This is a genomic window from Azohydromonas australica DSM 1124, assembly GCF_000430725.1.
GTDB classification, from domain to species: domain Bacteria; phylum Pseudomonadota; class Gammaproteobacteria; order Burkholderiales; family Burkholderiaceae_C; genus Azohydromonas; species Azohydromonas australica.
The window spans coordinates 146,447-159,758 of the sequence record NZ_AUMO01000043.1; the positions used below are offsets into that span (position 1 = coordinate 146,447).

Sequence of the window (13,312 nt, forward strand, 5' to 3'; positions counted from 1 at the left end):
ACTGCTCCGGTGGGACAACGATCGCCGGGGCGTGCAAGCGGGGTGCCCCGCAGGGTCATGAACCCGCTTTGACTCGGTTTCTCACACCGCCACCCGCTCCGGCCGCACTCTCAACGCCCACATCACGCCCGCCACCAGCAGCGCAACACCCGCCAGCGTCGCCGGCGGCGGGGGCGTGCCGCGCAGGATGAAGGCGTAGGCCAGCGCCGACAGCGTCTCGAACACGATCAGCTGCCCCGCGATGGTCGTGGGCAGGCGCTGGCTGGCCTCGTTCCAGCACAGCGTGCCCAGCCACGAGGCGAAGAGGCCGATCGTGAACATCAGCCCCACGAACTGCAGCGGCCTCGGCCCGAAAGGCAACTCGAAGGCGCCGCCCCCCACGCCCGACCACAGCCAGAAGCCCGCGTAGCCCAGCAGCGCCGGCACCAGCGTGGCCACGCCCTGCGCCGTGGCCCAGGTGCGCGGGCTGCGGTCCGGGTGCGCACGCAGCCAGTCGGCATTGCGGATCGGGTACCAGGTCCAGCACGCCACCGCGACGAAGGCCAGCAGCGCGCCCAGGGCGTAGCGCGCCGGGTCGGCCTGCGGGTCGGCGCGCATCTGCTCGAACTCGGCACGGTTCACCAACGCGATGCCGGCGGCGATCAGCCCCAGCGAGGGCAGCATCCGCGCCCAGGGCAGCCGGCCGTCGCGCCAGGCGTTGCGGCGGTTGGAGACCACCGCGATCACCACCGGCAGCGTGCCGATGATCATGGTCGGCAGCGGCCCGCCCGCGCGCTGGATCGCCGCGGCCAGGCACAGGTAATAGAGCAGGTTGCCCACCAGCGCGAGCCGCAGCGCCTCGCGCCAGTCCGCGCGCGTGAGCTCGCGCAGCCGTGCGCGGTCCAGCCAGGCCAGCGGCAGCGCGATCAGCCCGAACGCCAGGTAGCGGCCGAAGGACTGCAGCGCCGCGGGGTACTCGGGCAGCAGCAGCGGGGAGACGAATACCAGGCCCCACATCAGTCCGGCGGCCAGGGCGAAGAAGGTTCCAATCCACATCAAGCGGATTGTCCCCGGGCGGCCCGGGCGGCCCGGGCGGCCCGCCCGGGCGCGCTGCCTCGTGCCGGGCGGCGGCTCAGAGCTTGGGGATGTGCAGCGTCTTGCTGATCATCAGCGAGCCCGAGAGTACGAACAGCAGCGACAGCGGGTGCAGCACCCAGGGGCCCAGCTCCCAGGCGCCCAGCCACAGGTCCTCGCCGATGCGGCCCTGCCAGGCGGCCAGCGCCAGCACGGCGGTGAGCAGCACGCTGCTGGGAATGGGCGTGCCTTCGAAGTACTTCACCTTGTCGCCGCCCTCGGACAGCGTCTCGGCCGTGACGTTGTAGCGCGCCAGGCGGCTGACGCCGCAGCAGACGAAGTAGATCAGCGCCGCCACGTCCCAGCCGCCGTCCATGCCCGCGGCATGCGCCAGCACTGCCGGTGCGACGCCGAAGGAGACGATGTCGGCCAGCGAGTCCAGCTCGCGCCCCAGCGGCGAGGACTGGCGCCGCCAGCGCGCCACGCGCCCGTCGAGCACGTCGAAGGCCAGCGCCAGCGGCGCCATGGCCGCGGCCAGCAGGAACTGCCGGATCTCCGGCTCGGCCATGAAGCCCATGGCCAGCAGCACGCCAGCCATGCCGCAGGCGGCGTTGCCCAGGGTGAAGAAATCCGCCAGCGCGAAGCCGCGGAGCATGGAGAAATGGCGCGTGGTCGGGGAAAGGGCCATGAGGATCCTCCGTGGGTCTGCCCGCTGCAGGGCATGTCGCTTGCCTGCTTCCGGTGCAGGAGACCGCCATGAGTTCGAGCACGAGACATGCCCTGCCGGCGCCCACGGGCGCCCCGCGTACCACTGCGCTGACGGCCCTGTTGGCCGCCGCGGCCGCCGCCTTCCTGGCCGGCTGCGCCAGCGGGCCCGAGGCCACCTGGTCCGATCCGCAGCTCGGCGCCAAGCCGCTGCAGGGCGCGCGCGTACTGGTGGTGTGCGAGGCGGCCGAAACCACGCTGCAGCAGCTGTGCCTGGACCGCATGAGCGAGGAAGCCACGGCGCGCGGGCTCACGCCGGTGCGCCCGGCGCAGCCGCCGGCCGCGGCTGGCGGCGTGGGCCGCGGCGCGGAGGCCTACGTGGGCGCGGCGCGCACGGCCGGTGCCACGGCGCTGCTGCTGACCTCGGTCACGCCGGACAGCGGGCAGGTGTCCAGGCCCTCGCCCTTCTCCATCGGCATCGGCGGTTTCGGTTTCGGCGGCGGGCACGTGGGCGCCGGCGTGGGCGTGTCGGTGCCCATCGGCGGTGGCGGCTACGCCTCGAACCCCGGCTTTGCCGCCAACAGCAGCTTCACCGAGGCCGGCAGCGGCCGGCTGCTGTGGTCGGCGCGCACCAGCACCACCACCAGCGACTTCAACGCCGGCATGGGCACCATGGCGCGCACGCTGATGGAGGCGGCCGAGAAGGCGGGCGTGTTCTGAGCTGACTGAATCGGCCGGCGCGGCGCTCCGGCGCCGCGCGCTACCACCGACGGCGGGCGGTGGAGAAGGCTGGTTACACGCCTGGTCGGGCGGGCGTGGAGCATGGCGGTCGTTTTTCCGCGGGCCGGCAGCCGGCCTAAGCTGGGCGGACAAGACAACAGCAGGAGACACCCGCCATGAGCTTCCTCCTCGCCCTGGACCAGGGCACCACCAGCTCGCGCAGCATCGTTTTCGACACCGCGGGCCGCGTGGTGGCGCTGGCGCAGCGCGAGCTTGAGCAGCACTACCCGCAGCCGGGCTGGGTCGAGCACGACCCGCAGGAGATCTGGCGCACGCAGCTCGACACCGCGCGCCAGGCGCTGGCGCAGGCCGGCATCACGGCGCGCGACGTGCTGACCATCGGCATCGCCAACCAGCGCGAGACCACGCTGCTGTGGGAACGCGCCACGGGCCGGCCGCTGCACCGCGCCATCGTGTGGCAGGACAGGCGCGGCGAGCCGATGTGCGCGCAGCTGCGCGGCACGCCCCTGGAAACGCTGGTGCGCGAGCGCACCGGGCTGGTGGTGGACAGCTACTTCTGCGCCACCAAGCTGCGCTGGCTGCTGGACAACGTGCCCGGCGCGCGGCCGGCCGCCGAGCGCGGCGAGCTGGCCTTCGGCACCGTGGACAGCTGGCTGCTGTGGCAGCTCACGGGCTCGCGCCTGCACGCCACCGACGTGAGCAACGCGTCGCGCACCATGCTCTACGACATCGCGCGCCAGCGCTGGGACGAGGAACTGCTGGCGGCCTTCGACATCCCGGCCGCGGTGCTGCCGGAGGTGCTGCCTTCCAGCCACCACTACGGCCACACCGAGGCCGACCTCTTCGGCGCGCCCATCTCCGTGTGCGGCGTGGCCGGCGACCAGCAGGCCGCGCTCTTCGGCCAGGGCTGCTTCACCCCGGGCATGGCCAAGAACACCTACGGCACCGGCTGCTTCCTGCTCATGCACACCGGCAACCGGCTGCAGCGCTCGCGCAACGGGCTCATCAGCACCGCCGCGGCGCAGCCCGGCGCGGCGGCGCAGTACGCGCTGGAGGGCAGCGTGTTCGTGGCCGGCGCGGTGGTGCAGTGGCTGCGCGACGGGCTGCACGCGATCCGCTCCAGCTCCGAGGTGGAAGCGCTCGCCCGCAGCGTGCCCGACAGCGGCGGCGTGGTCTTCGTGCCGGCCTTCACCGGGCTGGGCGCGCCGTACTGGAACGGCGACGCGCGCGGGGCGATCCTGGGGCTGACGCGCGGCAGCACCGCGGCGCACGTGGCGCGCGCGGCCGTGGAGAGCATCGCCTACCAGAGCGCGGCGCTGCTGCTGGCCATGAGCCGCGACGCGCAGGACGGCGGCGGCGCGCCGGTGAGCGAGCTGCGCGTGGACGGCGGCGCCAGCGTCAACGACCTGTTGATGCAGTTCCAGGCCGACCTGCTGGGCATCCCGGTGCTGCGCCCGCGCGTGACGGAAACCACCGCCCTGGGCGCGGCCTACCTGGCGGGGCTCGCCGCCGGGGTGTGGCAGGTGCTCGACGAGCTGGCGGCGCAGTGGCAGCCCGAGCGCGTGTTCACGCCCGGCATGGAGCGCGAGCGTGCCCAGGAGCTGATGGCGCGCTGGGAGCGCGCGGTGCGGCAGACGGTGGCGTAACGCCGCCGAGCCGTCGCGGCTCCCGCCGCGGCAGCGGCATTTCGCGAACGCCGGCGGCCGGCCGTCGCAGCGCGGCTGCGGCGCGGGGCGGCGCTGCCTAGCCTTCGGTCCGATTGCTCCACTTCGCCACGGACCGACACATGAACCCCTCCCCCACCCGCCGCCGTTTCGCCCTGGGCCTGGCCGCCGCCGCGCTGGCGCTGCAGGCCGCCTTCGCCCTCGCCGCCCCGCCCAGCGGCGACGCCGCCTTCGACGCCGCGTGGCAGTCGCTGGACCGCGCCATGGACGGTGGCGACAGCGCCGCCTCCGACGCCGCGGCCGAGAAGTTCGCGGCGCTGTCCCAGGCCGATCCGGCCAACCCGGTGCTGCTGGCCTATGCCGGCGCAGCGCAGGCGCTCAAGGGCCGCGACGCCTGGGCGCCCTGGCGCAAGCTCAGCCTCACCGAGGAGGGGCTGGCGCGCATCGACAAGGCGCTGGCGCTGCTGCAGCCCGCGCACGACCGCCCGCTCTACCGCGGTACGCCGGCCAGCCTGGAGACGCGCTACGTCGCCGCCAGCGTGTTCCTGGGCCTGCCCCCGATGTTCAAGCGCGGCCCGCGCGGCGAGCAGCTGCTGGCCGACGTGCTGGGCAGCCCGCTGCTGGCCGCCTCGCCAGCCGGCTTCCAGGGCGCGGTGCTGATGTACGCCGGGCGCCAGGCGGTCAAGGCCGGCAAGCCGGCGGAGGCGCGGCGCCATTTCGAGGCGGTGCTGGCGCGCAACGCGCCGCAGGCCGCCACGGCGCGTCAGGCGCTGCAGGGGCTCAGCTCCTGAGCAGCAGCGGGTAGCTGAAGCCCAGGAAGTGCGCGGTGTTCAGCAGGAAGTGCGCCGCGATCGCCGCCTCGATGCGCCGCGTGCGCGCGTAGGCCCAGCCGTAGCCCGCGCCGGCCAGCGTCGCCAGCGCGGCGTAGGCGGCGCCGCCGGGCAGGTGCGCCAGGCCGAACAGCAGCGCCGCCGCCAGCACCGGCAGCGCGCGCAGCGCCGGGCGCGCGGCGATCGGCCCCCAGGCCGCCAGGCGCTCCTGGACCACGCCGCGGAAGAAGGCCTCCTCCAGCACGCAGGTCCACAGCAGCATCTTCAGCAGCCAGGCCGCGGTGAAGGCAGGCCACTTCAGGTCGGGCCGCACCAGGCCCGCGCCCCAGGCCAAGGCCAGCACCAGCGCCGCCGTGGCCAGCGCCACCGGCGCCGCGCGGCGCAGCACCGCGCCGGCCTCGGCCGGGCCGCCCACGCGGCGGCAGAAGCACAGCGCGATCACGAGGCTGGCCAGGCCGGCGTCGAAGTGGAAGGCCAGGCGCAGCGGCGCCGTGTCGGCACCCAGGCGCAACCCGTCCAGCACCACCACGGGGCTGAAGCCGGGCACGAGGTGCATCGCCAGAGCGAAAGCCAGCGCCAGCGCGGCGCCGCCCAGCAGCCGGCGCGGCCCAGGCGCCGTGAGAAGCCGGGAGGCGCCGGCCAGCGCCGCCAGCCCCGCGGCGGCCAGCGCGCCGCGCGCATCCAGCACGCCGGTGAACCAGCCGGCCGCGACCGCCGCGGCGGCCAGCGGCAGCGCCGGCGGCAGGGCGCGCGTGCGTCCCAGCCGCAGCGTGGGCAGCCAGACCGCGGCGATGGCCAGGGCCAGCAGAAGAACGGAAAGCGGCGGCACGCCGGCTCAGCGCCGGAGCACGCCCAGCATCTGGGCCAGGGTGGACACCGCCTCTTCCACGCGCGTGTGCATCGAGCACGAGCGCGCGAGCATGAGGTTCAGCGGCTGGTCGAAGTCCTCGATGAGGAAGCCGTGCACGGCGTCGAAAAGCTGGCCCGGCGGCCCCTGCACGCGGCCGAAGGCGGCCTGCACGCGCTCGGCGCTGCCGCGGCGCAGCTCGGGGTCGTACACCGCCACCGGCTTGCCCAGGGCCACGGCCGCGCCGATCTCGAACACCGTGCCGGAGTCCGGCTCCACGGGGTTGCGGAAGGCCATCACGTTGGCCAGCACCGCGTCGCAGCCGCGCAGGTGGGCCATGTTGCCCTGGTAGATCCACTCGGCCTGGGCCGTCTTGTCCAGCCCGGCGGGCGGCTCGTTGCCATCCACGGGCGCGACGGCGCGCATGCCGTATTGCGAACACAGCGCGCGCAGCCGGTCGTAGCGGGCGGTGGCGTCCCGGAAGAACACATCGGGGCCGGCGAGGTAGATTTTTTTCATTGGTCACTCCCTGTCCTGGTCGTCGGGGCAAGACGGCATGGACGCTCTGGCCGCCTTCAGCCGGGCAGAAGCCCGGCGCGGCCGTGGCCCGGCACATCGAGCAGCCGTCTTGCCCGGCAGGTCTCGCGAGGCCTGCACAACGGGGGATTGTCCTACTGGGCCTTTGGCTGGGGCTGACGGCGCGCTGGAAGGGTGCGTCCCGTGAGAGCGGGCTGATGCGGCTTGAACACCCGGGACGCAAGACCGGCCTCCACCGACCCGCGCTTTTCTCCACTTCGCGCCCCCACCGCGCACTTCGTCGCACCCCTGCTGCACTGTGCGCAGTGCCTCCCTAGCCTGCGGTCCGTGAGCCACCCTGCCCGGACTGCCCCATGAGCCCTCTGCCCCCGCGCCCATCCGGCGCTTCTCCCGCCCCGACCGCCGCGCCCGTGATGTCCCTGCGCGGCATCCACAAGACCCACCGCCTGGGCCAGCACGTGGTGCACGCGCTGCGCGGCGTGGACCTGGACGTGTTCGCCGGCGAGATGCTGGCCCTCGTCGGTCCCTCGGGCAGCGGCAAGAGCACGCTGCTCAACCTCTGCGGCCTCATCGACCGCCCCGACGCCGGCACCGTCGCGCTGCGCGGCACGCCGGTGCACGCGCTCGACGAGACGCGCGCCACCCTGCTGCGCCGCGACGCCCTGGGCTTCGTCTTCCAGGGCTTCAACCTCGTGCCCGTCATGACGGCGGCGGAGAACGTGGACTTCCCGCTGTTCCTGGCCGGCATGCCCGCCGCCCAGCGCCGGCAGCGCGTGGCCGAGGTGCTGGCCCAGGTGGGCCTGGCCGAGCACGCCGCGCACCGGCCCGACGCGCTCTCCGGCGGCCAGCGCCAGCGCGTGGCCATCGCCCGCGCCCTCGTGAAGCGCCCGGCCCTGGTGATCGCCGACGAGCCCACCGCCAGCCTGGACTCGCACAGCGCCGACACCGTGCTGGAGCTCATGCGCGCGCTGTGCCACGCCCAGGGTGCCGCCTTCGTCATCGCCACCCACGACGACCGCCTCACCCGCCGCTGCGACCGCGTCGTGCGCCTGCTCGACGGGCGCATCGAGCCGGAAGCCGGCGCCGCTGGCAACAGCCAATGCCTGGAACGGAGCGCCGCATGAGCCTGCTCGCCTGGATGCGCCTCGCGGCGCTCAACACGCTGCGCAACCGCCGCCGCTCGCTGGTGACGGTGTGCATCACCGCCCTGGGCACGGCCGCGCTGCTGCTGGCCGGGGGCTTCGCGCTGGCCACCTACCAGTCGCTGGAGCAGGCCGCGGCGCGCGACAGCGGCCACCTCGTGATCGGCACGCCGGCGCAGTTCGACGGCAACGAGGACGTGCCGCTGCAGCACGGCCTCGAAGGCGCGGCGGAACTGCGCCGGCTGCTGCTGGCCGACCCCGACGTGCGCCACGTGCTGCCGCGCGTGGAGTTCAACGGGCTGGTCAGCAACGGCGAGAAGTCCACCGTGATGATGGCCGTGGGCATCGAGCCCGACAGCGAGTTCGCCGTGAAGGGGCCGTTCCTGTCGGTCACGGCCGGCCAGGTGCTCACCAACCGCGACCAGGGCGCCGTGATGCTGGGCGCCGGCCTGGCGCGCAGCCTCAAGGCCGGGCCCGGCACCGGGCTGACGCTGCTGTCCACCACCACGCAGGGCGTACTCAACGCCATGGACGTGCAGGTCAAGGGCGTGTTCTCCACCGGCATCCCGGAGATGGACCAGCGCCTGCTGTTCACCGACGTCGCCACCGCGCAGAAGCTGCTGGACACGCAGCGCGTCTCCACGCTGGGCGTGTTCCTGCGCGGCATGGAGGCCACCGCGCCGGCGCAGGCGCGGCTGCAGGCGATGCATCCGCAGCTCAAGGTGCAGACCTGGCTGGAGCGCGCGGTCTTCTACCGCAGCGTGCGCGCCCTCTACAACCGCATCTTCGGCGTGATGGGGCTGGTGATCGGCGTGATCGTGGTGTTCGTGGTCGCCAGCGCCATGGCCATGGCCGTGATCGAGCGCACCCGCGAGATCGGCACCCTGCGCGCGCTGGGCACCCTGCCGCGGCAGCTGCTGCGCACGCTGGCCCTGGAGGGGCTGCTGCTGGGCGGCGCCGGCGCCGTGGCGGGCGTGCTGCTGGCGCTGGCGGTGTCGGTGGCGCTGCTGGTGTTCCCGGTGCAGATGCCGCCGCCGCCCGGGCGCAGCGAGGGCTACCCGCTGCTGATCGCCATCGAGCCCGCGATGGTCCTGGGCGTGCTCTTCCTGATGCTCAAGCTCTCGACGCTGGCCGCGGCCCTGGTGGCGCGGCGCACGGTGCGCAAGCCCATCGTGGAGGCGCTGGCCCATGTGTGAACGCAACCACCCCATGAAGTGCTTCCTGGCCACGCTGCTGGTCGCCATCTGCGGCCTGTTCCTGCACCCGGCCACCGCCGCCGAGGACCCCGCCGCGCTGCTGCGCGCCGCCGACCGCTGGCGCGTCAGCGACGACAGCCTGCAGGTCGAGACCCGGGTGCAGGTGCTGGGCCGCGACGGCGCGGTGGAGAAGGAGCGCCTGTACACCGTGTTCGTGCAGTCCGGGCACCGCTCGCTGGTGCTGATGCGCTCGCCGGCCGAGGCCGGGCAGCGGGTGCTGATGCTGGGCGACGACTTCTGGCTGCTGATGCCCGGCAGCCAGCGCCCGCTGCGCATCACGCCGCTGCAGAAGCTGCTGGGCGATGCCTCCACCGGCGACATCGCCACGCTGAGCTGGGCCGAGGACTACGCCGGCACGCTGGTGGGCGAGGAGTCCTGCGAGGGCCAGCCCTGCTGGCACCTGCAGCTGCGCGCCACGCGCGCGGGCGTGAGCTACCAGCGCATCGAGCTGTGGCTGGGCAAGGCCCGGCGCGAGCCGCTGCGCGCGGAGCTGTACGTGCAGTCCGACAAGCTGGCCAAGCAGGCGCGCTTCGTCCTGGACCGCCCCGAGGCGCCCACCACGGTGGCGGAGATGGTGCTGCGCGACGAGCTCGGCACGCACAAGGAGACGCGCGTGCGCTACCTGTCGCGAACGCCGAAGCGCGTGCCCGAGGCGTGGATGAACCCGATGTTCCTGGCGCGCAACCCGCCGCTGGAGTGAGCGTGCGCACCCTGCTGCCGATCCTCCTGGCGCTGGCCCTGCACGCCGGCACCCACGCCGAGGCGCCCCCCGCCTGGAACGGCGAGCTGCGCGCGCACGTGGAGCTGCAGCGCGCCAACGGCCACGGCCCGCTGGCCGAGGCGAACCGCATCGCGCCGGGCACCGCCGCGACGCCGCGCGACGCCGCGGTGCTGGAGGCCGGGCTGCGGGGCCAGCTGCGCTTCGTCTCGGCCGACCTCTACCTGCGCCAGGAACGCCGCGAAGGCGGCACGCACGCGCAGGACGCGCGCTTCAACGAGCTCTACGCCAGCGGCGAGGCGCCGTCGGCCCTGCCGGGCGAGGGCGTGCAGTGGAGCGCGGGCAAGAAGGTCGTGGCCTGGGACGTGGGCTACGCCTTCCGGCCCAACGACGTGGTGCAGGTCGAGCCGCGGCGCCTGCTCCTGGCGCCCCGGCCCGAAGGCCGGCCGCTGCTGCAGCTCGAAGGGTTCAACATCGACAGCGCCTGGACGCTGGTGTGGGCCAATCCGCATCACCTGAACACCCCCGCCGGGGAGGCCCGCCGCGGCGAGGAGAGCGCGCTGGCGCTGCGCGCCTACCGGCGCGCGGGCGCGGCCGACTGGCACGGTTTCCTGCGCTGGGGCGAGCGCACGCAGGGCAGCGTGGGCGCGGCGCTGGCCTGGGTGGCGTCGGAGTCGGTGGAGCTGCACGCGTCGGCGCGCTGGATGCGGCGCCACGACGGCTTCGCGCCGGACGCCGTGCCCGGCGCCGGCGGCCTGCCGGTGGCGGGCGCCAACCCCTGGCGCGAGGCCACGCTGGGCGCGGCCTCGCAGTGGCTGCTGGGCGCGACCTGGACCACCGCGGACCAAGTCAGCGTGCTGGCCGAGGTCTGGCACGACGGCACCACGCTGCCGGACGCGGCCTGGGACACCTGGAACGCGCGCAACGCGGCGCTGTCGGCGCTGGGAACGCAGCCCGGGCTGCCGTCGGCGCTGCACCCGGCGCTGGCGGGCAACCTGGCCTGGCAGGCCACGCCGTGGAACGTGCAGAACCTGCGCCGCGATGCCGCGTTGCTGCGCGTGTCCTGGAAGCACGAGGGCTGCGAGCCGGTGGCGGAGCTGCTGGTCAACCCGGCCGACCGCGGGCGCGCCCTCGCCGCGTCGCTGGCCTGGCAGGGCGACCGCTGGCGCCTGGAGGGCGGCCTGCGGCAGTACGGCGGCCCGTCGGACGCGCTGCTGGCACAGCTGCCGGCGCGGCGCACGGGGTTCCTGGCGGCGACGGTGGCGTTCTAGCGAGACGTGTGAACCGGCCAACGAGCCCGCCCCCAGCCTCCACACAATCCGCCCACCGGCTTTCCCTTCCGTTCCCCGCCATGCCCGTCTTCGACCACTTCGGCCCGCCCCCGCCCAGCCCGTCCGCCGTGCGCGCCACCATCACCCCGGCGATGTTCCTGCGGCACCTGGCGCTGCTGCTGCTGTTCAACAGCGCCATCGCGGTGGTGCTGGCGCTGCCCGCGGGCAAGCCGCTGTGGGTGCAGATGGTCTATGCCCAGGCCATCGGGCTGTCGATCTGGCTGTTCATCGACATCGGCCGGCTGTTCCTGCGGCCCGATCCGCGCACCGGCTGGCCGCACGGGCGCCGCGGCGTGGCGCTGTCGGTGCTCGGCGTGCTGGCCGGTTACGTGCTGGGCACCACCATCGGCGACTGGATCGTGAACCAGTCCACCTGGTCGCTGTGGCAGGCCGACCCGCGGCGGCTGGCGGGCTACGTGGCGATCGGCGTGGTGTTCGGCACCCTGGGCAGCCTGTTCTTCTACGGCCGCGGGCGGCTGGACTTCCACCGCGCGCAGCAGGCCGCGCTGGAGCGCGATGCCACGCTGGCGCGGCTCGCGATGCTGCAGTCGCAGCTGGAGCCGCACATGCTGTTCAACACCCTGGCCAACCTACGCGTGCTCATCGAGCTGGACCCGCCGCGCGCGCAGGCGATGCTGGACCGGCTCATCGCCTTCCTGCGCTCCACGCTCACGGCCTCGCGCGCGCCTTCGCATCCGCTGTCGGCCGAGTTCGAGCGCCTGGCGGACTACCTGGCGCTCATGGGCATGCGCATGGGCGAGCGCCTGACGGTGGAGCTGGAGCTGCCGGAGGAGCTGCGCGCGCTCCCCGTGCCGCCGCTGCTGCTGCAGCCGCTGGTGGAGAACGCCATCCGCCACGGCCTGGAGCCGCAGGTGGGCGCCGGGCGGCTGGAGGTGCGGGCGCGCCGCGAGGGCGAAGCGCTGCTGCTGGGCGTGCGCGACACCGGCATCGGGCTGCGGGCGCCCTCTCCTGCCGAAGCCCGCACCGGCACGGGCTTCGGCCTGCAGCAGGTGCGCGAGCGGCTGCAGACGCTCTTCGGCGAGCGCGCGTCGCTCAAGGTCGAGCCGGCTGGTGACGAAGAAGGCGGCACGCTGGCGCTGATCCGCCTGCCCTGGCCGCAGCCGGCAGCGACCGCGAACGACGACACCGGGAGGCGCAGCCATGGCTGCTGACGCGAACAACAGGGGCAGTACGGCGGCGGCGACCGCATTGATCGCCGAGGACGAGCCGCTGCTGGCGCAGGCGCTGCAGGCGGCGCTGCGGCGCGAGTGGCCCGAGCTGCAGGTGCTGGCCAACGTGGGCGACGGCGTGCAGGCGCTGAGCAAGACGCTGGCGCTGCGGCCGGCGCTGTGCTTCCTGGACATCCGCATGCCCGGGCTCACGGGCCTGGAGGTGGCGCAGGCGCTGGCCGAGGACTGGCCGGCGCAGGAGGCGCCGTTCCCGCTGCTGGTGTTCATCACCGCGCACGACCACTACGCGCTGCAGGCCTTCGAGCACGCGGCGGTGGACTACCTGCTCAAGCCCGTGGAGCCGGCGCGGCTGGCGCGCTGCGTGCAGCGCTTGCGGCAGACGCTGGCGGCGCGCCAGGCCGCCCCGGCCGCGCAGGCGCCGGCGCTGGACGACACGCTGGCGCAGCTGCGCGGCCTGCTGGCGCAGTCCGGGGGCCCGGCGGCGTCCGCCCCGCCACCGCCGCGGCTGCAGGTGATCCAGGCCGGCGCCGGCAGCGCGGTGCATTTCGTGCCGGTGGAGGACGTGCTGTATTTCGAGGCGGCGGACAAGTACGTGCGCGTGATCACGGCCGAGGCCGAGCATTTGATCCGCATGCCGCTCAAGGAGCTGTTGCCGCAGCTGGACCCGGATCGCTTCTGGCAGATCCACCGCGGCACCATCGTGCAGGCGCGCTGCATCCGCACCGCCGTGCGCGACGAATCAGGAAAGGTGCACCTGACGCTGCGCGGGCGGCCCGAGAAATTGACGGCCAGCCGTCTGTATGCGCATTTGTTCAGGGCGTTCTGAGAACTCAAATTACCAACCACGCGACTTTATTTACCAGATAGCGCTCTGTACAATTCTTCGACGGTTTTTGATTTAACCCTTGTACTCTCCAAAACACTACTGACGTCACCATAGAGCGAATGGTATTCTACGAATACTTCAAATCCAGTCCCACCCATTAATTTTATCATTTCAAGGTGACATGCTTCAGCACCATCCGCCTTCGTAATATAAAGGAGAGGCAACTCCTCGCCGACCTTGATAACAGCATCTTTTCTAGGCCAGCCTTTTGCAAAACAATTGTGCTCAATATTGATAGCCTCCAACAACTCATCCCATCTGTCCATATCAAACCCCTCTACCTCCATATCTCCCGCCTTAACTTTTTAGGACTTACGCAACGAGCACCATCCGCACCGCCGGGCTGCGCAGCTCGGCTCTTAGATAGTTGGACAGCATCTCGCGTTTGAGCTGATAGAGTGTTTTCCCGACC

At 73.2% G+C, this 13,312-nt stretch carries 14 protein-coding genes; 9 read left to right on the forward strand and 5 right to left on the reverse strand.

The window, feature by feature from the left end; all coding sequences use genetic code 11:
* Positions 1 to 81 precede the first annotated feature (81 nt).
* Together H537_RS0107310 and H537_RS0107315 are read right to left on the reverse strand one after the other, a co-directional pair.
* Positions 82 to 1,035 (reverse strand): DMT family transporter, encoded by a 954-nt coding sequence (locus H537_RS0107310; protein WP_028997382.1) that lies wholly within the window; start codon positions 1,033 to 1,035, stop codon positions 82 to 84.
* A gap of 76 nt (positions 1,036 to 1,111) precedes the next feature.
* Positions 1,112 to 1,741 carry a CDP-alcohol phosphatidyltransferase family protein gene (locus H537_RS0107315; RefSeq protein ID WP_028997383.1) on the reverse strand — a complete coding sequence of 210 codons (630 nt, stop codon included), beginning with the start codon at positions 1,739 to 1,741 and terminating at the stop codon, positions 1,112 to 1,114.
* A gap of 68 nt (positions 1,742 to 1,809) precedes the next feature.
* Between H537_RS0107315 and H537_RS0107320 the strand changes: the two genes are divergently transcribed.
* From H537_RS0107320 to H537_RS48975, 3 genes are all read left to right on the forward strand, one after another.
* A complete protein-coding gene (locus H537_RS0107320) occupies positions 1,810 to 2,478 on the forward strand; it encodes a hypothetical protein (RefSeq protein WP_028997384.1) in 669 nt (222 codons plus the stop codon).
* A gap of 176 nt (positions 2,479 to 2,654) precedes the next feature.
* Positions 2,655 to 4,145 carry a glycerol kinase GlpK gene (gene glpK, locus H537_RS0107325; RefSeq protein ID WP_028997385.1) on the forward strand — a complete coding sequence of 497 codons (1,491 nt, stop codon included), beginning with the start codon at positions 2,655 to 2,657 and terminating at the stop codon, positions 4,143 to 4,145.
* 140 nt (positions 4,146 to 4,285) lie between these two features.
* Entirely contained in the window at positions 4,286 to 4,954 is a 669-nt protein-coding gene (locus H537_RS48975) for a hypothetical protein (protein ID WP_051242092.1), read from the forward strand.
* Here the strand turns inward: H537_RS48975 and H537_RS41690 are convergent.
* A complete protein-coding gene (locus tag H537_RS41690; RefSeq protein WP_043458349.1) occupies positions 4,944 to 5,822 on the reverse strand; it encodes a CPBP family glutamic-type intramembrane protease in 879 nt (292 codons plus the stop codon). The genes H537_RS48975 and H537_RS41690 overlap by 11 nt on opposite strands.
* Before the next feature lie 6 nt (positions 5,823 to 5,828).
* Positions 5,829 to 6,359 carry a nucleoside 2-deoxyribosyltransferase gene (locus H537_RS0107340; protein WP_028997386.1) on the reverse strand — a complete coding sequence of 177 codons (531 nt, stop codon included), beginning with the start codon at positions 6,357 to 6,359 and terminating at the stop codon, positions 5,829 to 5,831.
* Positions 6,360 to 6,730: 371 nt separating this feature from the next.
* Between H537_RS0107340 and H537_RS41695 the strand changes: the two genes are divergently transcribed.
* From H537_RS41695 to H537_RS0107370, 6 genes are all read left to right on the forward strand, one after another.
* The gene (locus tag H537_RS41695) at positions 6,731 to 7,501 is read left to right on the forward strand and encodes an ABC transporter ATP-binding protein (RefSeq protein ID WP_084150502.1); all 771 of its coding nucleotides are present in this window, start codon (positions 6,731 to 6,733) and stop codon (positions 7,499 to 7,501) included.
* The gene (locus tag H537_RS0107350) at positions 7,498 to 8,715 is read left to right on the forward strand and encodes an ABC transporter permease (protein ID WP_051242094.1); all 1,218 of its coding nucleotides are present in this window, start codon (positions 7,498 to 7,500) and stop codon (positions 8,713 to 8,715) included. Before H537_RS41695 ends, H537_RS0107350 begins: the two co-directional genes overlap by 4 nt.
* On the forward strand, positions 8,708 to 9,475 hold the full coding sequence (locus H537_RS0107355; protein ID WP_211234975.1) for an outer membrane lipoprotein-sorting protein: 768 nt from the start codon (positions 8,708 to 8,710) through the stop codon (positions 9,473 to 9,475). Before H537_RS0107350 ends, H537_RS0107355 begins: the two co-directional genes overlap by 8 nt.
* Before the next feature lie 2 nt (positions 9,476 to 9,477).
* On the forward strand, positions 9,478 to 10,764 hold the full coding sequence (locus H537_RS0107360) for a hypothetical protein (protein ID WP_156901501.1): 1,287 nt from the start codon (positions 9,478 to 9,480) through the stop codon (positions 10,762 to 10,764).
* 80 nt (positions 10,765 to 10,844) lie between these two features.
* A complete protein-coding gene (locus H537_RS41700) occupies positions 10,845 to 11,996 on the forward strand; it encodes a sensor histidine kinase (RefSeq protein ID WP_156901503.1) in 1,152 nt (383 codons plus the stop codon).
* On the forward strand, positions 11,986 to 12,840 hold the full coding sequence (locus H537_RS0107370; protein ID WP_043458352.1) for a LytR/AlgR family response regulator transcription factor: 855 nt from the start codon (positions 11,986 to 11,988) through the stop codon (positions 12,838 to 12,840). Before H537_RS41700 ends, H537_RS0107370 begins: the two co-directional genes overlap by 11 nt.
* A 26-nt stretch (positions 12,841 to 12,866) precedes the next feature.
* Here the strand turns inward: H537_RS0107370 and H537_RS52440 are convergent, their stop codons facing one another.
* On the reverse strand, positions 12,867 to 13,166 hold the full coding sequence (locus tag H537_RS52440) for a hypothetical protein (protein WP_156901505.1): 300 nt from the start codon (positions 13,164 to 13,166) through the stop codon (positions 12,867 to 12,869).
* Between the last annotated feature and the right edge of the window lie 146 nt (positions 13,167 to 13,312).